Annotated in this window: 17 protein-coding genes and 2 pseudogenes; 8 read left to right on the top strand and 11 right to left on the bottom strand. The window is 61.5% G+C overall.

The window, feature by feature from the left end:
• Nucleotides 1-165: 165 nt before the first annotated feature.
• Nucleotides 166-756, bottom strand: coding sequence for an SOS response-associated peptidase (locus B5E41_RS23820; RefSeq protein ID WP_088396326.1), 591 nt, complete (start codon nt 754-756; stop codon nt 166-168).
• A gap of 307 nt (nt 757-1,063) precedes the next feature.
• Here B5E41_RS23820 and B5E41_RS23815 point away from each other — a divergent pair, with 307 nt between their 5' ends.
• Nucleotides 1,064-1,558, top strand: a complete 495-nt coding sequence (locus B5E41_RS23815) for an SOS response-associated peptidase family protein (RefSeq protein ID WP_176439473.1) — start codon at nt 1,064-1,066, stop codon at nt 1,556-1,558.
• On the opposite strand, the gene dinB is transcribed toward B5E41_RS23815, so the two are convergent.
• Nucleotides 1,555-2,646, bottom strand: a complete 1,092-nt coding sequence (gene dinB / locus B5E41_RS23810) for a DNA polymerase IV (protein ID WP_088396324.1) — start codon at nt 2,644-2,646, stop codon at nt 1,555-1,557. The two genes, B5E41_RS23815 and dinB, sit on opposite strands and share 4 nt — an antisense overlap.
• On the bottom strand, nt 2,643-2,909 hold the full coding sequence (locus tag B5E41_RS32370) for a hypothetical protein (RefSeq protein ID WP_088396323.1): 267 nt from the start codon (nt 2,907-2,909) through the stop codon (nt 2,643-2,645). Before B5E41_RS32370 ends, dinB begins: the two co-directional genes overlap by 4 nt.
• Before the next feature lie 172 nt (nt 2,910-3,081).
• Between B5E41_RS32370 and B5E41_RS23800 the strand changes: the two are divergent.
• From B5E41_RS23800 to B5E41_RS23790, 3 genes and pseudogenes are all read left to right on the top strand, one after another.
• Nucleotides 3,082-3,581: pseudogene (locus B5E41_RS23800) on the top strand (ImuA family protein).
• Entirely contained in the window at nt 3,502-5,013 is a 1,512-nt protein-coding gene (locus B5E41_RS23795; protein WP_176439470.1) for a Y-family DNA polymerase, read from the top strand. The pseudogene B5E41_RS23800 and the gene B5E41_RS23795 overlap by 80 nt, the downstream one beginning before the upstream one ends.
• Nucleotides 5,013-5,141: pseudogene (locus tag B5E41_RS23790) on the top strand (DNA polymerase III subunit alpha); the annotation flags it as partial. The gene B5E41_RS23795 and the pseudogene B5E41_RS23790, both read left to right, overlap by 1 nt.
• 86 nt (nt 5,142-5,227) lie before the next feature.
• On the opposite strand, the gene B5E41_RS23785 reads toward B5E41_RS23790, so the two are convergent.
• The 4 genes from B5E41_RS23785 to B5E41_RS23765 all read right to left on the bottom strand — a co-directional run bounded on the left by B5E41_RS23785 (nt 5,228) and on the right by B5E41_RS23765 (nt 13,697).
• Nucleotides 5,228-5,443, bottom strand: coding sequence for a hypothetical protein (locus tag B5E41_RS23785; RefSeq protein ID WP_088396321.1), 216 nt, complete (start codon nt 5,441-5,443; stop codon nt 5,228-5,230).
• A 270-nt stretch (nt 5,444-5,713) separates the two neighbouring features.
• A complete protein-coding gene (locus B5E41_RS23780) occupies nt 5,714-6,340 on the bottom strand; it encodes a response regulator transcription factor (RefSeq protein ID WP_010004392.1) in 627 nt (208 codons plus the stop codon).
• Between the two features lie 51 nt (nt 6,341-6,391).
• Entirely contained in the window at nt 6,392-12,337 is a 5,946-nt protein-coding gene (locus tag B5E41_RS23775; RefSeq protein ID WP_088396320.1) for an AAA family ATPase, read from the bottom strand.
• Between the two features lie 748 nt (nt 12,338-13,085).
• A complete protein-coding gene (locus B5E41_RS23765; RefSeq protein ID WP_088396319.1) occupies nt 13,086-13,697 on the bottom strand; it encodes a CGNR zinc finger domain-containing protein in 612 nt (203 codons plus the stop codon).
• Between B5E41_RS23765 and B5E41_RS23760 the strand changes: the two genes are divergently transcribed.
• The 4 genes from B5E41_RS23760 to B5E41_RS23745 all read left to right on the top strand — a co-directional run bounded on the left by B5E41_RS23760 (nt 13,688) and on the right by B5E41_RS23745 (nt 19,735).
• Entirely contained in the window at nt 13,688-14,788 is a 1,101-nt protein-coding gene (locus B5E41_RS23760) for a DMT family transporter (RefSeq protein ID WP_245303141.1), read from the top strand. The genes B5E41_RS23765 and B5E41_RS23760 overlap by 10 nt on opposite strands.
• Nucleotides 14,789-15,051: 263 nt before the next feature.
• Nucleotides 15,052-15,555 carry a PTS sugar transporter subunit IIA gene (locus B5E41_RS23755; protein ID WP_088396317.1) on the top strand — a complete coding sequence of 168 codons (504 nt, stop codon included), beginning with the start codon at nt 15,052-15,054 and terminating at the stop codon, nt 15,553-15,555.
• A gap of 17 nt (nt 15,556-15,572) precedes the next feature.
• A complete protein-coding gene (gene rnk / locus B5E41_RS23750) occupies nt 15,573-16,034 on the top strand; it encodes a nucleoside diphosphate kinase regulator (protein ID WP_088396316.1) in 462 nt (153 codons plus the stop codon).
• A gap of 674 nt (nt 16,035-16,708) precedes the next feature.
• The gene (locus B5E41_RS23745; protein WP_088396315.1) at nt 16,709-19,735 is read left to right on the top strand and encodes an alpha-mannosidase; all 3,027 of its coding nucleotides are present in this window, start codon (nt 16,709-16,711) and stop codon (nt 19,733-19,735) included.
• Nucleotides 19,736-19,950: 215 nt separating this feature from the next.
• Here the strand turns inward: B5E41_RS23745 and B5E41_RS23740 are convergent, their stop codons facing one another.
• Genes B5E41_RS23740 through B5E41_RS23725 form a run of 4 tightly spaced genes read right to left on the bottom strand, consistent with a single transcriptional unit; the run spans nt 19,951 to nt 24,225 of the window.
• Nucleotides 19,951-20,865, bottom strand: a complete 915-nt coding sequence (locus B5E41_RS23740; RefSeq protein WP_088396314.1) for an SMP-30/gluconolactonase/LRE family protein — start codon at nt 20,863-20,865, stop codon at nt 19,951-19,953.
• A gap of 14 nt (nt 20,866-20,879) precedes the next feature.
• Nucleotides 20,880-21,830, bottom strand: a complete 951-nt coding sequence (locus B5E41_RS23735; protein ID WP_088396313.1) for an ABC transporter permease — start codon at nt 21,828-21,830, stop codon at nt 20,880-20,882.
• On the bottom strand, nt 21,827-22,777 hold the full coding sequence (locus tag B5E41_RS23730) for an ABC transporter permease (RefSeq protein ID WP_088396312.1): 951 nt from the start codon (nt 22,775-22,777) through the stop codon (nt 21,827-21,829). The genes B5E41_RS23735 and B5E41_RS23730 overlap by 4 nt, the downstream gene beginning before the upstream one ends.
• Entirely contained in the window at nt 22,774-24,225 is a 1,452-nt protein-coding gene (locus B5E41_RS23725; protein WP_088396311.1) for a sugar ABC transporter ATP-binding protein, read from the bottom strand. Before B5E41_RS23725 ends, B5E41_RS23730 begins: the two co-directional genes overlap by 4 nt.
• Nucleotides 24,226-24,265: the final 40 nt, after the last annotated feature.

Below are 24,265 nucleotides of genomic sequence, written 5' to 3'. Positions count from 1 at the left end.
GACTCCTTCAGTTGAGTGATCGCAAGAGATTACTCACGCGATGCCGGTGCGACGAGACTCGAATCGATGGTGCCAGGACTTGGTCTCTCTGGGGACGTTGTGAAAACGGCAAGCAAACCGTTTTGCTGCGAGACGGAGCGAGGCAATATTGCTGCCGCGCCGGGATTACCCGACCTGTTCTACAGCGAGGGTGCCCGCGGAAAGCGGCCTGATCAGCGACTTCGCAGAAACCGATGGATCGAGCCAGTCGGCCCAGGAGCCGCGTTCCAGGATAACAATCTGCCGATCGTGGTAGGGCGCGATGTCTGGATCCGGTTCCATCGTCAGCATGGTGAAGGCCTGACCGACGTCCGGCGTGTCGCGCCAGATGCCGGCAATGCAGAAGATCGGCTCGTCCTTTTTCGTGAACAGCCATTTGTCCTTGCGCTTCTTTTTAGGGTCCTTCGGATCGGTGAACTCGTAAAAGCCATCGGCAATGATCAGGCACCGATTGGAGGTGAACTCCCGTCCTTCCGAGCGGAAATTATAGACCGGCCGCTTGTTCGGTCCCGGCCAGCTCCAGCGCCGCTGCACGAGCTCTCCCTCGTCACGGCTTCCGTCGATCGTTCTGACGATCGGGCCGATATCGGTAATCTTGATGTCCTCGCGCGCTTCGAGGTTCGGCGCGCCTTCGCCGAAGCGGATCTTGATCTTGAGGTCGGCGAAATCCTCGACAACCGAGGCGACATCCACCATCAGGCGATAGTCATTGCACATCGCTCTTCCCTTCGCGGGGGGTCCCATTACCGCACCACCGAGGCGCTGCAGGTGCAATATATGCCCGGATTGAATGTCTTCCAGCAGGACGAGGAGTTCCTCGGCTTGCCTTGTTGGCAGGCGGAGCGCGACCGGCCTTTTGATAAGTAAAGTTTGCCGCGCGACGCGGCGCCATCTAGAACGTGTCGCATGACCATCTGAAGTTCGGTCTCGCCGGCGCGCATGCACGGAGTTTAGCAGTTCAGCGAACCGAACAGGATTATCCATCAGCCTTGTCTAATGTGCGTGTTCCTGATATGTTCCATCCATAATGAACGCGACCGCTTTCCAGTCCGATGCCCCGCTCGACGACCGCGGTGTCATCAGGCGCCATGACGGCGATGTGGAGATGGTGGAGCTGCCATGGGGGCTGCGACCCCGCGACGGCGGCCCGCGCGCCGTTAACGTCGTCCGCTCGGAAGGGCGAACGTTTCCGAGCCACCGCTGCCTGGTCCCGGCCTCGGAATTTCGCCACAAGAGCTTCAGCTTTTCGCTCGCCAACGGCGACTGGTTCTATCTCGCGGGGATCTGGCGGCCGGCGACTGAGGATTGGCCGGAAGCTTATGCCATCCTGACCATCGAGGCGAATGCCGACATCGCGCCTATTCACGATCGGCAGATGGCGGTGCTGACACGCGACCAGCGCATAGACTGGCTCGATGGAGTTGTCCCCGAAGAGGAAATCCTGCGGCCGCTGCCGGCGGGCACCTTCCGGGTCAAGCGCCGCGCCTGCGAGCCTACCCAGCCGATGCTCGCGATCTAAAGCGCCAACCGCAGTTGCGGTTCCGTTCCGGCCGCGCGCCTTTCGAGCGACGACAGCGAGACGCCAAGCAGACGAATGCCCTTTCGGGGCGGAAAGATCGGCGCCAGCAGCAGGCCGACGATCTCCTCCAGATCGGCGATCGCGGCTAGAGGAATGGGAACGGTCTTGCTGCGGGTGATCTGGTTGAAATCGGCATATTTGACCTTGAGCGTCACCGTCTTGGCGCCGATCCCATTGGCCTCGCAATAACCCCACACCTTTTCGATCAGCGGCTGAAGCGCCTCGCGGGCCGGCTCGTAAGCGTGGAGGTCCTGCGAGAAGGTATCTTCGGCTCCGACGGATTTGCGCACCCGATTCGGCTTGACCTGGCGCTCATCGATGCCGCGGGCAATGCCGTAAAAATAGGGACCGGGCTTCCCGAAATGCTCGACCAGGAATTCGAGCGTCTTTCCCTTGAGGTCGGCGCCGGTATCTATCCCGAGCCGGTGCATCTTTTCCGCCGTCGCCGGGCCGATGCCATGGAATTTCTTAACGGGAAGGGCCTCGACGAAAGCCGGCCCATTTCGCGGCGTAATGACCGCTTGGCCGTTGGGCTTGTTGAGATCGCTCGCCATCTTGGCGAGGAACTTGTTGTAGGAGACGCCGGCCGAGGCGTTGAGGCCGGTGACCGCTTTGATCCTGGCGCGGATCTCCAGCGCAATCTCGGTGGCGATCTCCATGCCCTTGAGATTGTGCGTGACATCGAGATAGGCCTCATCGAGTGACAATGGCTCGATCATTGGCGTGTATTCGGCAAATATCTCGCGGATCTGCTGCGACACCGCCTTGTAGACATCAAAGCGCGGCGGCACGAAGATGAGGTCCGGGCATTTGCGCTTGGCGGTGACCGATGGCATGGCGGAGTGAACGCCGAATTTGCGCGCCTCGTAGCTCGCCGCCGCGACCACGCCGCGAGCGGCAGATCCACCGACGGCAATCGGCTTGCCGCGCAACTCGGGATTATCGCGCTGCTCGACCGACGCGTAATAGGCATCCATATCGACATGGATGATCTTGCGCGGACGCTCCTGACCTTCATCGTTTGTCATGCCTGGCTTCCATCAGGACCATCTGTGTCCCCCAGACATGGGAAGCGCGCGCCGCATTTGTCACTCTCCGGCGCTTGCATGCGCTCGCAGCCCATGGCCATCCGCCGGCGGAGTACCGCGAAGCTCACATCGGCGCCAAACGCTTTCACCAACAGCTTGCGCTCGAGCGAGCCATGGCGGTCACATCGCCGGCAGCTGAATTCGATAACCGGCTCACGATAATCCTTCAGTGTCAGATCACTCAACCGGCCTGGTCGGACCATGTGAAATAATTCCCAATTCAGCCATCGAATTGAATCCGTTTATGGAATCCGTCAGGTCCGCGCCCCGCTCAACTTGGGCGCGCTTGCTGTGCATTGACTCGTTTTGGCTTTGAGAACAAATAAAGAACATACCGCATTTTCTCAAGTCAAAACGGGTGCCATCAAGGAGATCATGACTACATCAGTCGCCACTTCGAATGCCGTTCTCGACGAGTTGCGCGAGAAAATCGCCAGCCTGGAAGGAGCGGGCTCGCGCCGCCGCAGTGTTCTGCCGTTCGGGGTGAGCGAGATCGATGCGCAGCTGCCAGGAGGCGGCCTGGCCTTTGGTGCCCTGCATGAAGTCGCCGGCGGCGGGAACGGTGCGATCGACGGCGCGGCCGCGGCTCTCTTCATCGGCGGTATCGCGGCCCGGACCACCGGCAAGGTGGTCTGGTGCCCCACCCGCTTCGATCTTTTCTTTCCAGCACTTGCCCAGGTCGGCCTTCACCCCGATCGCGTGATCCCGTGCCGGGCGTCGGCCGCGCGCGCTGGCTGGCAGAACTGATGGGGGTCAGGGCAGGCGAGGGAGGAGAATTCATTATCGGAGCATGTGATGGCCAGGGTCGTATCTGTCTTTCTTCCGACACTGCCGACCGACCGGATCAGGCGGGCCGATCCTTCGCTATCACCTGACACGCCGCTGGTGGTGATCGCCAGGAGCGGGTCGAAGCGATGGGTGGCGGCGGCCGACGGGGCAGCGCACAAACTGGGCTTGCGGGTTGGCATGCCGGCCGCCAAGGCGCAGGCGCTGGTTCAGGGATTGACGATGGTGGATGCCGATCCGGCGGCCGACCTCGCGACACTGGAACGGCTGACGCTTTGGGCCTTGTCGCAATATTCTCCCGTGGTTGCCATGGATCCTCCCGCCGGTATCGTCATGGATACCGAAGGCGCCGATCACCTGCAGGGCGGCGAGGACCTGATGCTCTCCGGTCTCGTCAACCGCTTCCGTGCCCGGGGTCTCGCGGCGCGCGCGGCGATCGCCGACACTTGGGGCGCGGCGCACGCGCTCGCCCGATCCACGGATCACGAGACCGTCATTATCCCGCGCGGCGACACCGCCAAGGCGGTCAACCGTCTGCCACTATCCTCACTGCGGCTGCCCGCCAAGATCGTCGGGAGCCTCCGCACCCTCGGCTTTGCCACCGTCGGTGATCTGGCGGTCGCGCCGCGGGCACCGCTGACGCTGCGGTTCGGGCCGGAGGTCGGGCGCCGCCTCGACCAGATGTTCGGCCGGCTCGCCGAGCCCATCGATCCGATCCGGCCGGCGGACCTTGTCGAGGTCCAAAGATCCTTTGCCGAACCGATCGGCGCACCGGAGACGATCGAGAAATATGTGAGCCGCCTGGTGCGGCAGCTCTGTCTGGAGCTGGAGAAGCGAGGACTTGGCGTGCGGCGCGCCGACCTGATCGTCCACCGTGTCGACAGCACAATCCAGCCGCTGCGGGCCGGCACGGCCAAGCCCGTCCGAGATATCGCCTGGCTGACAAAACTCTTCCGCGACCGGATCGAGAAGATCGAGCCGGGCTTCGGCATCGAGAAGCTGAGCCTCGCGGCAATCGCCGCCGAGCCGCTCGTCGAGATGCAGTCAGCCTCCTCCCTGATCGAAGAACAGGTGACCGATGTGACGCCGCTGATCGACGTGCTGGGAAACCGCGGCGGTCAGCGGATTTTTCGCGTTGCGCCGGTGGCAAGCGACGTGCCTGAGCGCAGTGTCCAGCGGATCGCACCGACGGCCGAAGAGTGCGGCGCCACCTGGCCGCTCCATTGGCCGCGGCCGTCGCGGCTCTTGCCAAATCCGGAAGCGATCGAGGTGATTGCCCTGCTGCCTTATCCGCCGGTCTCCTTCACCTGGCGCGGAAAGCGGCGCCGGGTAAAGCGCGCCGACGGCCCGGAGCGGATATTCGGGGAATGGTGGCAGCGCAGCTCCGAATGGGTCGCGGTCCGCGACTATTTCGTGGTCGAGGATGAGGCCGGCGAGCGCTTCTGGATTTTCCGCTCCGGCGATGGCGTCGACGTCGACACCGGATCGCGCAAATGGTTCCTGCACGGGGTGTTTGCGTGATGCGTTACGCCGAACTGCAGGTCACCACGCATTTTTCGTTCCTTCGCGGCGCAAGCTCGGCGGAAGAACTCTTCGCGACCGCCAAGCTCATGGGCATCGAGGCGCTCGGCATCGTCGACCGCAACACCGAGGGACCTTTAGAGTGTCAGCGCCCTCTATCGTCCTCCCGTCACAGTCTATAGGACGAGGGGTCGGCTGGATGGCAATCGAACAGTTACTGTCGTCTTTGATCGTGGTGCTCCCTCTGGGCGGGCGCAAGGATAGCATGGGATTCTGCACGGTTCAGCGTGTTGACCAATTCTTCGGCCTCGTCGGCGGTAAGCATGTCCATAACGAAGCCATTGACGAGAGCCTTTCGGTCTGAAACCGTATCGATTACCGTCCAGTAGATGTTGAGGTTCTTCTGCAGGGCGTATCTCTGGTTTTGCATGAATGATACCTTTCCTTGGTCTTTCGGTTACTCGCGTTGCGTCAACATGATGAGCGTCCGTCCAATGGTAGGTACCCGCGGACCGGTGCAAATTCTTTGCACCTAGACCCGATAACGTCCGTCCTGTCTCTGCAAGTTTTTCAGCTGGTAAGAGGATAAAGCCGGGGGCCTTCGGAGCGTATTGCCCAATTTGATAAGCGACTCGCCGAATTGGCGCCCCGACTATCCATCCATGGCGGACGCCCGATACTTTGGTCTAGATGCGTGAGCCTACCTGACCCACGACGGCTTCGTCGACAATCCGAGGCCGTCCGCCATCCGGACCAGGTCAACGAGAGATCTCGCCTGCATCTTCTGCATGACGTGGCCGCGATGAACCTTGACGGTCACCTCGCTCAGGCCCACTTGAGCAGCGATTTGCTTGTTGACGCTGCCCGCGACCACCAGGTTCATGATCTCGCGCTCGCGCGGCGTCAACGAATCATAGCGGGACCGAAGCTCGGCAATGAGCGCGACTTCCTGCCTGCGAGCGCAATCGCGCTCGATCCCGGCATAGGCGGCATCGAGCAATTCCTGCTCGCGCAGCGGCTTCGTCAGGAATTCGATAGCGCCGGCTTTCATCGCCCGCACAGAGATCGGAATGTCGCTGTGGGCACTGATGAAAATGACCGGAAGCTCAATTCCAAGGGAAGTGAGCATGCTCTGAAATTCCAGGCCGCTCCGCCCCGGCAGCCTTACATCGAGAATGATGCAGCCCGGAACGTCAGGTCGCTTGCTATCCAAAAACTCCTGGCTGGAAGCGAATGTCAGTACCTCAAGTCCAACCGAGCGCAGGAGATCGCCGAGGCCTTCGCGGACAGATGCGTCATCATCAATGATGTAGACAATCTCCTTCATCCATGTCCCCAAATTTTGCGCCGGTCAGGCGGCGCCCCGGACATGGATCCATTATTTCTCCTCGGTTGGTAATGTAAACTGAAAAATGGCACCGTGGGGCGCGTTTGGCGTGGCCCAGAGTTGGCCCTTGTGAGCCTCTATGATCGAACGACTGATCGTCAGGCCCATGCCCATACCCTTGGGTTTGGTACTGTAGAACGCCTCGAATATATCGCCGATCTTCGCCAGGTCGAGAATAGGGCCGCTGTCGCGGACTGCCACTAAAACGGTATTGGGAGCTGCCTTTTCAGTGCTTACGATGAGTTCGCGCGCTCCTTTTGGCATCGCCGCCATGGCGTCGTTGGCGTTCATGATAAGGTTCAGGATCACCTGCTGGATTTGCACTTGGTCCCCTACGATCGGGGGCAAGCCGTCGGAGAGGTTTGTGCGAAGCGACACCGCACTGCGTTCGAGGTCCGTGGACACCAGCGCAATCGTCTCGGACACGATATCGTTGACGTTCAGCCGGTCCCTGCGTTCGGGTGATTTCCTCGCCATTGCCCGAATCCGATCGATGACCTCGGATGCGCGAAAAGCGTCGCTGATCATGCGCTCGATGGCACGACGGGCGGAGACGATGTCACGGGGATCCGCGCCGAGATAACGAAGGCAGGCATTGCCGCTGCTGACCAGTCCGGTGAGCGGCTGTCTGACCTCGTGGGCGATGGAGGCTACAAGTTCACCCATCGTGGTCAGCCTGCTTACATGAGCAAGTTCTGCTCGCGCAAGCTGAATAGCATCCTCGGCCTGCCTGCGGTCGGTGATGTCACGCGCCAGCGAAAGACGAAACCATTGCTCGTCCTGTCGGAATTTGCCGACCCGAACCTCGACCGGAAACGTTGTTCCGTCCTTACGCCGGTGGAGCGTTTCGAAAGTCATTGGCTGTCCTGCGTCGACGCGATCCACCAAGGTCGCAAGCGCCCTTTCGTCGATAGCTCCGTCAAAGTCGCGCGGGTGCATGCCAATCAATTCCTCCCGGCTGTAACCGAGGCTTTCACAGGCTTGGCGGTTGACGTCTATGACGGTTAGATCGTCGGTATGGAGGAAAAAGGCATCGGTGGCATGGTCGACGAAGGTCCGAAAGCGAGTTTCGCCTGCTCGCAGCCTCTCCTCTGCTTTCTTGCTCTCGGACAGGTCGAGCACGAATGCCACGGCCTCGCTCCCGGCCCCCTCGAAGCTTGCCTCACCGATCATCACAGGTACGTGACCGCCGTCCTTTCGCTGGTACACCTTTTCAAAGGGGCGGACGCTGCCCGTCACTCTCAACTCGGCTTCGGCTTCGGCGTCACGTTCGCGCCATTCCGGCGGTGTCAGCTCTTTATCGAGGAGCTGACCCGCCAAGAGTTCGTCACGGCGGTAGCCCAGCATTTGCAGGAACGCCTCGTTGGCTTCGATTATCCGGCCGCCGATATCTCGGATAAAAATTCCGATGATGTTCGCTTCGACAAGCCGGCCTATTCGCGCTTCACGTTCTGCCAGGTCGCGGTAAAGTCCGGTGATTTCGAGCGTGCTGGCGGCTTGCGAGGCGATCAGCTTCAACACCGGAATACGCCCCGGCGCGAAGACATGGCCCGCCAGTGTGTTTTCCAGATACAGCGCACCGATCAGCTTCGCATGATTGATCAGCGGCAAACAGAGAATGGATCTGGCCGCGCGATGGCGGATATAGGGATCGGCCGCAAAGGCGTTTTCAGCCGACGCATCATCGAGGCTGACGGTTTCCCGCATACGCAGGACGTAATTGAGAACTGCTTCCGGCATCACGCCGGTGATGGCCTCATTGCGCAGCTCTATGAGGACCGCTTCGCCGCGGATCGTTGCCTCAGCGGCAATCCGCGGTTCGCCGTCACGCGACAGTATCAGAAGGCCACGTTCGGCTCCCGCCTGCTCGACGGCCATCCGCAGCACCGTATCGATCAGCTTCTCGACGACGATTTCGCTGGAGACCGCTTGCGACACCTTGATGACGGTGGCGAGGTCGAGATGCTCGATCGGCGCTTCGATCGTGCTTGTTGCAGCCGGTGCCGATTGTCCATCCCGCAGTTGGGGATAGGTTTCCTCGAGCTGCCGCACCTTGCCGTCGGCTCCCCACCTGAGATAACAGCGACGGGCGTTTTGAAGATAGAGGCGAGCAATCTGATCAAAGCCGCGCGCCCGGTAAAAGGCGGAAGCGCGCTCATACGCGATCGCTTCATCGTGTGGGAGCGCGTGCGCATTCGCCAACTGGATCGCCTGTTCATAGAGGCGCTCGGCATGCAACTCACGGCTTCCCAAGCGGGCGATCTCTGCGCCAAGCAATGTTGCGCGGCTTGCGAAATTCTCCGGACAGTGCGCGGCCCAAGTGTCGAGCTGCCGGCGGTGAGCGCGTATGGCCCTGCGATAAAGAGCTGTTTCGGTAGTCGATCCTTCTAAAGCAGAGGCCAAAGAAAGGCCGGTGTAGAAGTGATATTCCGCCCGCTCGAAAATAGCGGGAGTCATCCAGAGGAGGCTTTCTGCTTTCGCCGCTGCCGAAAGTGCTGTGGAGGTATCCCCTGCAAATACACATGCCTGTAGTTTTCGGATCCAGTACAGGCAACTACCCGGCTTGCCGTCGGTCTTAAGTTCGAATTGCTGCTCGTCGAATCCTTCATCGTTGAAGCATCCGAAGATTGGCGTCAGCCCGCGAAGCGTTCGGATGAGTTGGAGCTGCCCGCTGATGAAACCGACGGCGACTCCGAAGCCGGCCTGACGCGCGAATTCCAGACCGGCTTCCGCATCGCGCTGAACCTGCGAGAGGGGCTCGCCAGCGGCCAGAAGATAAGTCACAAGGTTATTCCGGCTCAAGACGGCGTAGGTGAGATCGCCGACCTGCTGTGCCGTTTCGAATACGCGCTGCGCAAGCGCACGGCCGGTGCGGACGTGACGCGACGACGATTTCGCAAGGTTGCCGAAGGCGAGGTAGACCCGTGCCTTCAGGCGTTCCATTCCAGGCTGTTCCGTCAGGTCCAGACCGAGCAGGCCGAACCGAAAACCGGCTTCATAGTTGCCAAAATAGGGCCCGAGCACCGTGCCCACAGCAGTGAAGGCATAAGGCGAGGTGTCGCTGTTGCCGTGCTTAAGGCTGATGTTGCCCATTCGCCCGATAACGAGGCAGCGCAGATTCTCGTTGGTAAACAGGGCCGGAGTAACAAGTGAAGTCAGAACGTCCATGGTCGCGAGCGCGACCGGGTCCGCCATAGGGGGCGAGTTAAGCAGCGCTTCGATAGGGCGGCCCCCGAGTTGTCGCCAAAGCCGCGCGTATTCCTGGCGCACCTGGCTCCTGGTCGGGTGGGACGACCACGAAATGCCGACCCGGTGCAGGTAGTCGAGGCCGAATATGATGGCTTGATCGCTTCGACCAAGGCTCATGAAAAGGTCGACGCGCAGGCGCGTGACGCGGGCCAGATCGGCGAGGCTGGTGGCTCGGCTTGCCAGTTCCGCGAGGCGGGCCTGCGCCTCCGCCGGTGAGCCGGTCAAGAATTCGCATTCAGCCCTGTGGAGTTCGAGCGTGAAAGCGAGTTCGTATCGGCGCTCCCAGGCATCGTCCGGCAGGTAAGCCGCACCCGTGCGGGCATAGGCAAGCGCCGATTCGTATGCAGCCGACGCCTTGGCGCGGCGAGTGGCAAGCAGGTTCAAGTTCGCGAGACGCTCGCGCTCTTCACCGGGCGCAATGAGCGCGCCGCCGCAGTTGAGTTGGCCGACAATCTCGAAAATATTCTCCTCGAGTGCCTCCGGCGGTGTATGCATGAGCAGAAGGCGGCCAATCGAAAGATGCGATGCCGCCCGCTCATCTTCAGGGATCAGCCCATACGCGGCCTCCTGAACACGATCGTGCAGGAAGCGGTATGATGACCCCTCTTCAAGCAGCACGAGTCCGGCCCGCGCCGCAGCCCAAAAGGCCGCATGAACCGCGTCGTGATTTTCGCTCCTGATCATAGCCAGGGTGTCAACCGCCGCGTGATTGCCGAGGCATGCTAGCGTGTTCAGGGCAGTCTGCGTGGTATCGGGCAGGCGCCGCAGCTTGCTTAGCATAAGATCCACGACGTTATCGGTATAGCCTTTGGCTCGTATGCGATCGAGATCCCAATCCCAGTGCGTCTGTTCGCGATTGAATTCGAGCAGGCCTTCGTCCGGCAGCGTGCTCAGGAACTGGAGCGCGAAGAAGGGATTGCCTCCGCTCTTCTTGTGCACTAGCCGTGCAAGCGGCTGGGCACGCTTGCTTCCGCAATGAAGAGCGTCGGCCACCATCCGGGTCAGATCTTCGAGCCTAAGCGGTGTCAGTACGATTTCATGCACTTGGGCACCGGCCTCCCGGATCGCTGTCAGCCGGCGGATCAGCGGATGGGTGGACGATACTTCGTTGTCGCGATAGGCGCCAATGAGCAGCAGGTGATGCATATCCTGCTGGGTGCACAAATCTTCAAGCAGATCGAGCGTTGCTGCGTCCAGCCATTGGAGATCGTCTAGAAACAGCGTGAGCGGATGTTCTGCTGTGGCAAACACTCGCAGTAGGCGCCTGATGTTCAAGTGAAAGCGGCGTTTGGCGTCCTGAGGCGGCAGATCCGCGACCGCTGGAAGTCGGCCGATGAGAGATTCAAGTTCCGGAATAAGCGTTACTATCAGCCGACCGCTCGCGCCCAGTTCCTCAGTTAAAGCAGCGCGCCAGGGCGCGAGTTCCGCTTCACTCTTGCCCAGCAGCACTCGGACGAGGCCTTGCAGGGCCTGCGCTACGCTCGCATAAGGAATGTGACGCTGGTTCTGGTCGAATTTGCCGGAGGCAAACAGCCCACGCGGCGGCACGAGCGCGCGGTGGAGCTCATTCACGACCATGGATTTGCCTACGCCGGCATGACCCGAAACCAGCACCAGCGTCGGCCCAGCGCCTGCGACGACCCCGTCGAATGCGGAGGTTAGGGCGGCGATCTCGCGTTCGCGACCGTAAGGCCGCTCGGGAATCACCAGTCTGTCCGGCACATCGCGCGTGCCGAGCGGAAAATCTGCGATCCGCCCATACTTCTCGCTCTCGACGAGGGCACGTCGCAAATCCGCCTCTAGGCCGGCGGCCGTCTGGTAGCGTTCCTCTGCGTTCTTGGCGAGCAGCTTCATCACCATTGCCGAGATAACGCCTGGCAGCTCTCTTACACGCTCGGACGGCGGCACCGGTCGCCTGGCAACGTGGCAGTGCACCCATTCCATCGGCTCCGAAGCAGTGAACGGCAACTGGCCGGTGATCATTTCGTAGAGCGTGATGCCGATGGCGTAGAGGTCACTACGCGAGTCAGCCGATCGGTTCATGCGCCCGGTCTGTTCGGGCGCCATATATGCGAGGCTGCCAGCAATGACCTCAGGGGGCTCGGCGGCCTGGCGCTCACGAGAAAGATGCGAGGCCACTCCGAAGCCCGTGAGACGGACTCGCCCTTCCGCCTCGTCCGCCAGTATATTCGCCGGCTTGATGTCCCTGTGAATGAGGCCGCATCCGTGAGCCTTGCCGACTGCCGCCGCAATGCCCTTGGCAAGACGCAAAAAGACAGTGAGTTCGCCGGCCATGCCACGGCTGTGCCGTCCCATCAACTGCGGAAGGGGCACGCCGCCGCAATCTTCGAGGACGAGCACGGTACGACCATTTTCGGTTTTGAAATCCAGCGGTTTGGCTGCCCACTCCCGGTCGAGTTCGTCTTTCAGGCGATATTCGTGGGCCAGTCTGTCGAGGCTGGTTCGACCGGGATGTTCGGCTGCGAGCTGCACCCTCAGAACGGCTTTTGATGCGCCGTTGTCGCTCCGGATCAGCTCTCGTGCAAAGATGCGATCGCCGTCACTCCAGGAGGATTGTGGATCGTGGTACCGAAGGTCAGTCGAAGTCTGCTGGCCGATGGAAGCGAGAGCGCGCTTCCGTCCGAACATCTTCCTGGTCTTCTGCGCATCTTTGACCGTGTCGTCCATGGCACACCGCTCGCTTCGATGCTGCCCGAATACCATCTGAGGTGCAGGCATCGCAGATCCAATCAAGCTTCACCGACTTTCCTCTCATGTCAACGAGCCTATGCTTCGGATTATTGAGGCGGTCGCATCTCTGCGGATCTTCCTCCGACTGAGGTTCCAGCGCATGTTGTCAGGGCAGTTCCGCGAAGAGCAAAGCTCGGCAATGCGGTTTCATGCTTTAAGAGGCGCCGCGCCGGCAGGGGTGAAGGTCTTGCGGTCAAGCAAAACGCCGGCGCGGCAAGTCGGCCCGTGATGGGAGGGCGTTTCTTTTAGGGCCGTTGCGAGGTTAACTCTGCCTGGGGCACCCTCGCTATTATGCCGAAGTATATTTGCTTAGCCCTTTCGCCCGATTTCCTAAACCAGATCAATTATGCCGGAAGTATCAGATCGCCCCTGCCTTGAGAGCAGCACCGTCTCGATCCCGAGTTTTGACATCTTCTCCGGTCGCCGGCCCGACGCCGTGGAACCGGAGAGTGGCGGTGAGAAGGCGTTTGCCTGCCTACCGGCATGGAACCAAGGATACCGCCGTCGGCCGGCCGAACGGGAGCTCAACGCGCTTCAGATGGCGCGCATTATGCTCGAACGCGTCGGGGAAAGGCGCCGCAGCATCTTCCTGGTGCTAGCTCGATTTTTACCACTCGCGCCTCCGTCAATCTGCCGATCTGCGGGGCGCTCAAGGCTTCCTATACTGATGAACTCACGGCCATCATCAACGGTCGTCGCCGTGGGCGCGAAAACGCTTCACTCGGCTGTGTACCCCGCAACTTGCCTCCGAGCACCATCGCCGCCGACCACCCTTTGAACGATCAACGAAGAGCCAACCGCAGTTATCGCCCTTGCACTCACGCACGCGACGGCGACCGCTCCGTTTGGTCAATAGATCAGTAGCAGCGATAGCGAATAGGTGAAAAATATCGGACAGATCGTCAAAGGGGAGTGCCCAGACGAAGTTCTGATTTGACTTTAGGAGGGTCTGTCTTGCGCGGCCTGCTCTCGCCATTTCTACCACTGTACTCAATGCTGGCTCGGGATAAGGAGCATCGGTATCCTCGGCAATGAATAGGGTGTAGATAGTTTCTCTAAGCCTTATCAAATTCGCCAGAGCGTCTTCTGCCTTGCCGGGATCGACCGCTGCGCGTTCCCTCAAACTTGCCAATCCCCTTGCATCGATGAGCTGAAGCCTTTCAACGAACGCCAGCACGTCATCGAACGACCGCAGGAAATCGGGCCCCCAACGGCCGCGGCGGCTGTCGACGGTATTTACCAGTTCAAGGGCAGGATGGCCGCCGCTCAGACGCATGTCGAATATTGATGAGGCCATGGTTCGGAACAAAAAGCAGGTCGCCAGATTGTAACGGTATAAATATTGTTTACTCGTTACAGAGCAAGGGCCCCTCTATGTCTCCTCGCAATAACGTGATCAAGTTCCTCATTCTTTGCCTCGTCTGGGGTCTGACGTGGATCGCCGTCAAGACCGGTATCGAAACCGTGCCGCCGATGATGTTCGCGGCGACCAGGTTTCTTTGCGCCGGCCTTCTGCTCTCAGGCTGGTCGCTGCGGTCCTGTCGCATACCGTTTGCGGCCGGTGAAGATTTGGTCAGGCTTGTCTTTGCAAGCCTGTTGATGATCACACTCTGCTACGGTCCGCTGGTTTGGGGTATGCAGTTCGTTGCATCCGGGACAGCCGCCGTGATCGAAATGTCACTGACGCCTCTGGCTCTTCTCGGGTTCGGAATATTGCTGGGCGAGGAACGCTGGAGTGGCGCCCGGGCCTTTGCGATGATCATCGGCATGATCGGCCTCTCATGCCTGTTTTCACCCACACTCGAATTTACCAGCCTTTCCGGCACCGCCGGCATTGTTGGACTTCTTGCGATCAGCTGGAGTGCAGTATCGTCGGCCTGGGGATCCGTCTTGGCCAGGCCGCTTATCACCCGTTACGGCAGCACCTTCGTATCCGGCTGCACGACACTCATCGGAGGTGGAGGTCTGTTTTTGAGTTCACTGGTCTTCGAGCCCGAAGCAACCGCAAGTCTGCAGGCACCGTGGAATTGGCAGGCAGTCGCGAGTTGGCTGTTCCTCGTCCTCTTCGGATCGCTGATCGGTTACAGCATCTATCTTCAGCTTATCCGTGACATCGGACCCGCCCGGGCGGGCAGCTTTGCGTTCGTCTCACCCATCGTTGCTGTCGCCGTCGGCGTTATGATCGCTGGCGAGGCTTTGTCTGCGGCGGGGATGTTCGGCATGATCCTGATGCTGCTGGCAGCGGCCATTTGTCTCTATGGCTACCAAGATTCGTCGAGAAGCAGCCGACACGATGATGCAGAGGCGGACGAGGGGTGCGCCTTAGAAGTCGCCGTCGAACTTCGATGCAATGGGCGGCAAGGAGAAGCAGCCCGCCGGATCCGCTGAGTGATCGGTCAGAATGAAACGCTGTGGCAGGGCCAAGGCGTTCCGGGGGCCGAGCTTGATTTCGACGATTCAATCCCCATGTTCAACTTATCATGAATATTGTCGTGACACGGCGAGAGCCCCAACGCCTCAAAGCAGGCCTCTGACCCGGACGCGAGCTCCACTGGCGCCGCGTCCGGGTAGCCAGTTTTCAATCAAAATGCGAGACCCGGATGCAGTGAATGCACTGCGATCGTGCTCGCATGCTCGGCTAAGAGGCGACGATGATGATGTTCGAAAACCTTCCGGCAGAAAATGTGAGTCTTGACCTTGTGACCAAGGGCAAGCATTCCGCGCTCTCCAAGATCGCTGCAAAAATTGCGCGGCGAACCGCACTTGACCCGCGGATGGTTCTTCGCGCCATTTGGCTGCGAGAGAGGCTCGGCTCAACCGCGATTGGCCGCGGCATCGCTGTCCCACACGCGTTCGTGCAACCCATCTCGTCGCCTGTGACCTGGTTTACGCGATTGGCTCCTCCGATAAATTTCAAAAGTCCCGACCTCGACCCCGTCGATCTTGTCTTCACAATCCTTTGGCCGCGCTCGAAGGTCCACACGTTTCTGCCGGCGCTGTCCCAACTGTTTCGTCTCGTCCGGGTGCCTCTCTTCCGAGAGGAACTTCGGCTGGCGCGATCCCCCGACGAGGTGATTGCGATCCTGCAGGGCGAGGCGTGGGCAAACAACCAGATACCGCCGGCCGCCGCCGCTCCACGGGTCGCGGTAAACTGAATCAGGAGAAGCAAAGAATGAAAGCACAAAGCCAGACCCTACGAAAGCCTCCAATCGCAATTGGCGACACGGATTACCGGCGATTGAACAAACTTGCGCTCGCCGTGGCTGATCGCCTTCCCGAAATTTCAGATGGCCTTCTTCTTGAGCTCGAACGCGCACGCGTGGTTCCGGACGGCTCAATCCCTGAAAAGGTCGCCCGGATGGGCTCGACGATCGAATATGAATCCGATGCCGGGACTCAGCGCACAGTAACGCTTGTGTTTCCGGAAGATGCCGACATTTCCGAGGGAAAGATATCCGTACTGACGCCCATAGGCACTGCCCTTATCGGCTTATCCGAGGGCCAAAGAATAAGCTGGACCGCACGAGATGATAGTCAGCACACGCTAACGGTGTTGGCAATTTGCGGACATAGGGTGGGCGCTAAGGGGTGCCGGTTGCTCCGCAGCGTCAAAAGGTCTTGCGGCAAGCCATGATCATCGCTGACTTTTGAACCCGTTCTCGTCGGCTTAAGCGCGGTCGCCAAACCGTGCGAGAGCAGCGGCAGCAGATTCCGGGCGATCTGCTGTTCGCGAGGAGGTAGGCATGCGGCAAGCGCCTGCCGCTGACGCATCGGCCCTTTACCGTCAGGCCGCCGCGTCCCAGATTCTAGGAGTGGAAAGATGTTGAATCCTTCACCGATAGCACCGAGCTGGGACAACAGACTTCCGAGTCACATTTCAACCAATTCCACGGCTCGATGCGCTCCTGCGCGTGATCGCGCGGTGTACATTTCGCCTGCGCCAACTGATGGTGAGCATGTTTCCGCAGCTCTCTGACGTCGAGATTGAATATTGCTGGGGCCTCGTCGGGTGGACCAGCTCAGGCGGGAGACTCCCTCACCATGCCTGATCTGGCTTCGTCTGATCGGACGCGCAGACATCCCGGCTCCTGAACGCCGCCCCAGCCAAAGAGTTTCGCTAGACTAGCAGATCGGCGATCTCGGACAGAAGATCTTTTGCGGCTTGACGCCAAATCAAAGTTACTTAATCTAAGTGTCGACAGGACCTGATGGGAGGAGGGGCCTGCATTCGAGATCCTATCGCATCACTTCATCTCCCAAAGCCATGATTTTCGATCGCGCGCCGCCGATTTTTGAACAGGATAAGCCATGCCGCTCACCATCGCCCAACGCCTCGACAGTCTGAAGGTCCGGATCGCCGAGCTCGCGCATTGGCGGGACCGGCATAGCAGCACGATCGATGGCTGGACCTTCGAGGGCGAGCCGATCGCCCATCACCAGCACTGGCCGCATCGTGACGGTGTCGTGAATTTTGCTGCGAGCGCCGAAGCGCCGGCGAACTGGCGGCTCGAAGATATTCGCCTGCAGCTCGATCTCGGTGGCGAGAGCCTGATCACGCTCAGCTATCCCGATGGCCAGAGCGAAACATTCGGCCTCGATCCTTATCACCAGGAGTTCCCGGTGAAAGGGCGCCGCTTCTCGATTGCGACGGAAAGCGTCGCTCGCTTTCCCTTCGGCGAGCCCAACCGCGCTCCGAGGCTCAACAAAGCCCGGCTGATCTGGCTCGACGGTCCCGTTCACCGCCTGCATCTTCTCCTGAAGCAGATCGCCGAGGCGATTGGCGCGCTCGGCGAGCATGAGGTTGTGCCGCATCTGCTCGGCGCCGCGGAGCAGGCCTTGCGCAGCCTTGACTGGCCGTCGGATACGGCGGCCTACATCTCCCGCACGTCGGGCGCCGTCATGCAGCAGAAGATCTGGGAGCTGCCGGAGCTTGTATCCGATCCGGCTGGTCTCTCCGACGAGCAGAGCGCTTCGGCGGCTTCTGCCTTCGAGACCCTGACGGTGCGGTTGAAGGAGCTACAGAAGCGCTTCCCACCGAATGGCGAACTGGTGCTGACCGGCCATGCTCATATCGATCTCGCCTGGCTCTGGCCCTATCGCGAAACGCGGCGGAAGATGCGGCGCACCTTCAACACGGCGCTGTCGCTGATGGAGCGCTCCGAGGATTTCCGCTTCAATCAGTCGACCGCCCATTATTACGCGCAGATGGAAGAAGAAGATCCCGAGCTTCTCGAGCGTATCAAGAAGAAGGTCGCCGAGGGCAAATGGGAAACCGTCGGCGGCATGTGGGTCGAGCCCGACACCAATATGCCGACCGGCGAAAGCCTCGCCCGCCAGGTGCTCTACGGCCAGCGTTATTTCGAAAAAACTTTCGGCGCGCGCCACACCGTCTGCTGGCTGCCGGATTGCTTCGGCTTCTCCGGCGCGCTGCCGCAGATCCTGAGACAGGGCGGCATCGACAGCTTCTTCACCATCAAGGTCAATTGGAGCGAGACCAACCATATCCCCTCCGATCTCTTCTGGTGGAAGGGCCTCGACGGCAGCCAGGTGCTGACCCACACCTTCGACAATCCGATGCAGGGCTATAACGGCTTCGTCCAGCCCGATTGCTACTTGCCGACCTGGAAGAATTTCCGCGGTAAGACGCAGCATCACGCTTCGCTTCTCGCCGTCGGATACGGCGACGGCGGCGGCGGCGTGACGCCCGAGATGGTGGAGCGCGAAGTGCAACTGCGCGATTTTCCCGCCATTCCGCAGGCCCGCTGGGGTACGGTCAAGGGCTTCTACGAGCAGGCCCATCGCAGCGCTTCAGAGAAGAAGCTTCCCGTCTGGGACGGCGAAATCTATCTCGAACTGCACCGCGCCACGCTGACGACGCAAAGCGGCGTCAAGCGCAAGCACCGCCAGGCCGAACGCGCGCTGATCACCGCCGAAACGCTCGCTTCGCTCGCCCATATGCTCGGCGCCGAAAAGCCGAAAAGCCTGGAGGCGGATTGGCGCGTAGTGCTGAAGAACGAGTTCCACGACATCCTGCCAGGGTCGAGCATCCGCGAAGTCTATCAGGATGCGGAGCAGGAACTCGGCGGCGTCATCGACCATGCCAAGGCCGAGCAGGCCAAGGCCTTGCAGGCGCTTTCGGCCAATCTGCCGAAAGGCGGGGTCACTGACGCGCTCATCGTCGTCAATCCCTCACTTGCGCCGCGGCCCGTGAGCGCGACACTTGCCGGCGGCACGACGCTTTCGGCCGCCGAGATCGTCGCTCCCTTGTCGGTCGCCGTCTTCGACAGGCAGGCACTGACGCCGGCGGGTGGGCTGAAGGCCGGCACCGATCGCCTCGAGAACGATCATCTCTCGGTCGTCATCGGCAAGGACGGAGCCGTTGCCAGTCTCATCCACAAGGCGAGCGGCCGCGAAGCGGTCGATGGCTCCGCCAACCAGCTCTGGATCTATCCGGCCGATAAGCCGCGCAACTGGGATGCCTGGGATGTCGACGCCGATTATGCGGAAAAGGGCGTCCGGCTCGAGGCGCCCGAAAGCATCAGCCTCGTCGAAAGCGGCCCGCACCGCGCGGCAATCCGCGTCGTTCACCGCTACCGGCATTCGAGTGTCACGCAGACCTACGTCTTGACGGCCAATTCGAAGCGGCTCGACATCGAAACAACCATCGACTGGCACGACCGCCGCACCCTGCTGCGCACCCTGAACCCGGTCGACGTCAAGGCCCGCAAGGCGACCTTCGAATGCGCCTTCGGCGTGGTTGAGCGGGCGACGCATACGAATACCTCCTGGGAGCAGGCGATGTTCGAGGCCGCCGCCCATCGCTTCGTCGACCTCAGCGAGCCGGGCTTCGGCGTGGCGCTTCTCAACAATGCCAAATACGGCCACAGCGCCCGCGGCAATGTGATCGGCATGAGCCTGGTGCGCGGTCCGATCTATCCCGATCCGCTGGCCGATGAAGGCGAGCAGAGCTTCACCTATGCGCTGATGCCGCATGAGGGCGCCTGGCATGACGGCGGGGTGCTCGACGAGGCGCTCGACCTGAACCAGCCGCTTGTCACGGCGGAAGCCAGCGGCCTCTTGGCCGGCACCTTCGCCCCGCTCGCCGTTGACGGTATTCCCGTCGCCTTCTCAGGCCTGAAGCCGGCGGAAGAGGGCGAGGGCCTGATCCTGCGCCTCTACGAACCGGCGGGCCGCCGCGGCCGGCTTTCCATCGGCCTGCCTTCCGGATGGAGCGCATCGCAGCCGCTCAACATTCTAGAAGAGCCGATGGAGCGCAAGGGCCCCGCCGACATCATGCCCTTTGAGATCCGGACCTGGAGGCTGCACAGGGCCTGACTCTGATTTACGAGATGACGCACCGCCGCGCGATGCGGCGGGCGTTTGTCAGCGAGGTCCGATGACTCCGGATAACGGTCAGCAAGCGGAAAGACCTGATTCGATCCTTATCGTCTTATCCGCAGCATCTTAAGTAGACGGCAATCAGTTCGGCGATGTGAGCGGCAGCTTTCAACCCGCCCGGCTTGGCTCTCGTGAACGTGGCTATCACCGGCTCACGGCCTTTGAGCACCGCTCGTGGCAACATAGACCGAATAAAGCGAGCGCGTTGCGGCTATGAACAGACGGTTGCGTCCGGGGCCGCCAAAGGTGAGATTGGCGACGGTCTGAGGGATGCGGATCTTGCCGATCAGTTTGCCTGCCGGATCGAAGCAGTGCACGCCGTCACCGGCGCTCGACCAGAGATTCCCATTGACGTCGGTCCGGATGCCGTCCGGAATGCCGTTGTCGATGTGGCAGAAGACGCGGCCGTTTTCGAGCCTGCTGCCATCGATCACGTCGAAGGCGCGGATGTGACGTGGCAGGCTTTCGTCGTGGCTTGCTGCCGAGTCCGCGATGTAGAGGATCATCTCGTCAGGCGAGAAAGCGAGACCGTTCGGCTGGATGAAATCCGTGACGACGGCCGCAAGTTTACCGGTCGCCGGATCGAGCCGATAGACGTTGCGCGTCGCCTGCTCGGGCTCGGCTTGATAGCCCTCATAATTCGACATGATGCCGTAGGTCGGATCGGTGAACCAGATCGTGCCGTCTGATTTCACCACCACGTCATTCGGCGAATTGAGCCGTGCGCCTTCGAAACGGTCGGCGAGCACGCTGATCGAGCCGTCGGTCTCGGTGCGCGTGACGCGGCGCCCGCCGTGTTCGCAGGAGACGAGCCGGCCCTGGCGGTCGCGCGTGTGGCCGTTGGTGAAGTTGGATGGCTGCCGGTAGAGGGAGACGCCGCCCTCGGGCGTCCATCGCAGTATGCGCTGGTTTGGAATGTCGCTCCACAGAAGCTGGTTGGCATCGTTGAACCAGACAGGACCCTCCGCCCAGCGGCAGCCCGAATAGAGTTCGTCGAGGCCGGCGCTGGTGACGATCAACTGCCGGAAGCGCGCGTCGTGGATTTCGTAGATGCTGGCCTCGGCCATGGCGGTCTTCCTGATTATCGCATGCCGGCCCGGCGACCGCCGGCGAACATGATCACGCTGATGATGATGAGGCCGGTCATGATGAGGCGGACGCCTGCGCCGAACCCATAGGTATTGAGCATGGAGACGACCAGGAACATGAAGAGCGACGCGCCCCAGATGCCCGGTACGTTGGAATCGCCGCCGGCCACCGCCGTGCCGCCGATCACGACGACGGCAATCGAGGTCAGCAGATATTCCGAGCCCATGTTGAGTGCTGCGCCGCCGGAGAAGCAAGCTAGCAGGTAGCCCGCGACGGATGCAAGCACGGCGCAGAAGAGGTAGGTGACGAAGCGCGTGCCGTCGACCGGAATGCCGGCCATGCGTGAGGCGGGCATGCTCTGGCCGATCGCCGAGATCCATCGCCCGTAGATCGTCTTATGGAGCAGGAACCAGGCGAGAAGCGAGATGAGGAGCGCCACGATCGCCACGTTCGGCACGCCGAGCGTGTTCGAGGTGGTGAATTCCGCAAGCATGCTCGGCGGCTTGATGCGCAAGCCGCGGTTCGTCCAGATCGCCGCGGACTGCACGATGAAGCTCACGGAAAGCGTGGCGATGATCGGCGGAATGCGCAGCGCCTTGATCAGCGCATAGTTGCCGAGGCCGACGACGAGGCCGATGAGGATGGCGACAAGAAGACCGGGCAGGATCAAGCCGTTTTCGACATTCATCAGCTTCAGCGCCACCGTGCCGGCAAGTGTCATGGTGGCGGGAACCGACAGATCGATATTGCCGGGACCGAGCGTGATGACGAACATCTGGCCGATGCCGACGATCGCCGAGAAGGCGGCGAAGGTGAGTGCCGCCTGCGACAGGCCGAGCGTACTGGCGCCAAGCGTCACCATGATCGTCAGGAACCAGACGATGAAAGCGGCAAGCCATGACCAGATCCAGGGTTTGCCGAAAAGGCTGAGAAGGGGAGTCATCGGCGGCGTTTCTCCCGTTTCTCCAGGCGGTTCAGCATCAGGCGCAGCGCGAGCACGATGATCAGGATCGCGCCCTGGGCTCCGATCTGCCAATCCGGCGAGATGCGCAGGAAGGACAGGAATGAGCCGGCGAGCGTCAGCGTCAGCGCACCGATGACGGCGCCGACAGGGGAGACGCGGCCGCCGATGAACTCGCCGCCGCCGAGGATCACGCCGGCGATCGACAGCAGCGTATAACGCAGCGCGATATTGGCATCGGCCGAGGTGGTGAGGCCGACGAGAGCGATGCCGGCAAGCACCGCGAAGAAGCCGGCAAGCCCATAGGCGATGGCCCGCGCCCCGACAATCGACCAGCCGGCCCGCTCGACTGAGCGCTGGTTGCCGCCGATGCCGCGGATCAGCACGCCCAGGGAAGACCGCATGACGAGAAGATGGGCGACGGCGGCGATGATGATGCTGGCGACGATCGCCATCGGCGCCAGCGGCGGCTTGACGGTCATCAGAGAGCGCACCCAATCCGGCGCCTGCCCGCCCGGCGCCGGCAGCAATAGAACGGCAAGGCCACCCCAGGCGAAGCTCATGCCGAGAGTGACGACGATGGACGGCAGGTCGCGCAGGTAGATGATGACGCCGAGGCCCGCATAGGCCGCGATCGCTCCCGCAAGGATCAGGATGCCGGTCGCCGGGTCATCGCGCAGAAAGGTCGCGCTCACACAGGCGACGAAGCTGACGAAGGTGCCCATCGACAGATCGAGATCGTTCACCGCCATGACAAGCATCTGCGCGATCGTCGCAAGTGCGATCGGCACGGCCAGATTGAACAGCAGGTTGAGCCCGACATAGCTCATGGCGCGCGGCTGCAGCCAGAAGACGGCGGCGAGCAGCAGGGTCAGCGACAAAGCGGGAATGGCAAGACGCATGGCGTCGGACGAGAGCCGGGCCGTCATGCGGCGACCCCTTCGAAGGAGGCGGCGATGATATTCGTCTCGTTGACGGCGTCGCCGGCGAGTTCGGCGGTGATGCGGCCTTCGCGGAAGACATAGACGCGGTCGCAGAGGCGCACCTCGTCCATTTCGGTCGAATACCAGATAAAGGTGCGGCCGTGCGAAGCTTCGTCGCGAATAATGGCGTAAACCTCCTGCTTGGTCCCGACGTCGACACCGCGCATCGGATCGTCCATCAGGACGATGGGCGCGCGTGTGGCAAGGGCGCGGGCGAAGAGCACCTTCTGCTGGTTGCCGCCGGAAAGCGACAGGATGCGGTTTTCCATATCGGGCGTGCGGATCTCGATCCGCCGCTTCCAGTCCGCACCCTTGGCCTCCTCTTCGTCCGCGAGAATGAGGCCGCGTCGCGACAGGTCACCGAGCGAGGCGACGGAGAAGTTGCGCAGAATACTCCACAGTTCGAAGACGCCGTTCAGGCGGCGGTCGCCGGCGACGAAGGTGACGAGCGGATCTCGCTCAGGCAGCCAATTTCCGGATTGGGCTGCATGCAGGGCAAGCAGGAGCTCAGTCTGCCCGTGGCCGGCGAGCCCCGCCAACCCAATGATCTCGCCCTTGCGGGCTGAAAAGGTGCGGCCCACCGTCTGATGGGACAGAATGAGCGGAGCGGTGGTTTGCTCGCGCACCGGGCGCTGGCCCATCTCCTCCTTCGCAACCGTGCCCATGGCCTCAACAAGGCCGTGATGGTCAAAACCGTAGGCGGGACGTTCGGCAACGACGCGGCCGTCCTTCATGACGACGATGCGGTCGGAGGTTTCCAGAATCTCGTGCAGGATATGCGAGATGAAGATGACGGAGCCGCCGGCTGCGACGAAGCGGCGGACATGGTCGAGCATCTGGCGGGCGAGGCTCGCATCGAGCGAGGAGGTCGGCTCGTCGAGAATCACCAGCCGCGGCGCAATGCCGGCGTCGGAAAAGGCCATCGCTATCTCGACCATCTGCCGCTCGGCGATCGAGAGATCACCGACGGCCCGGTCGCTGTCGATGCCGTGGCCAGGAAAGACCGCATCGAGGCTCTTCTCGATAATTCTTGCGGCGCGTCTGCGCCAGCCGAAGCCGCCGAGATCGCGATGCATGATGCGTGTATTCTCGACGATGGAGAGATTGGGGCAGAGCGACAGCTCCTGGAAGACGCAGCGTACGCCGCGGGCGCGCGCCGCATTAATGCCGTAACGCTCCAGCCGCTCGCCATCGCTGGCCACACTTCCTTCATGAGGCGTGAGGCCGCCGTTGATGACGCTGACGATGGTGGACTTGCCGGCTCCATTGTGCCCGACCAGCCCGACGCATTCGCCCGGCATGACCCGGAGCGTGACGCCGTCAAGCGCCCTGACCGCGCCGAAACTCACCTTGGCGCCATCGACGGCGATCACCGCCTTCAAAACCTCATCCATGCTACCCGCCACATCTGCTCGGAAGGACTGCCGCGCGGCG

This window comes from Rhizobium esperanzae, from assembly GCF_002204185.1.
In the GTDB taxonomy this organism is placed as follows: Bacteria; Pseudomonadota; Alphaproteobacteria; order Rhizobiales; family Rhizobiaceae; genus Rhizobium; species Rhizobium esperanzae.
Note: the sequence above shows the minus strand (reverse complement) of the source record. Positions and strands in the feature narration are given on the sequence as shown.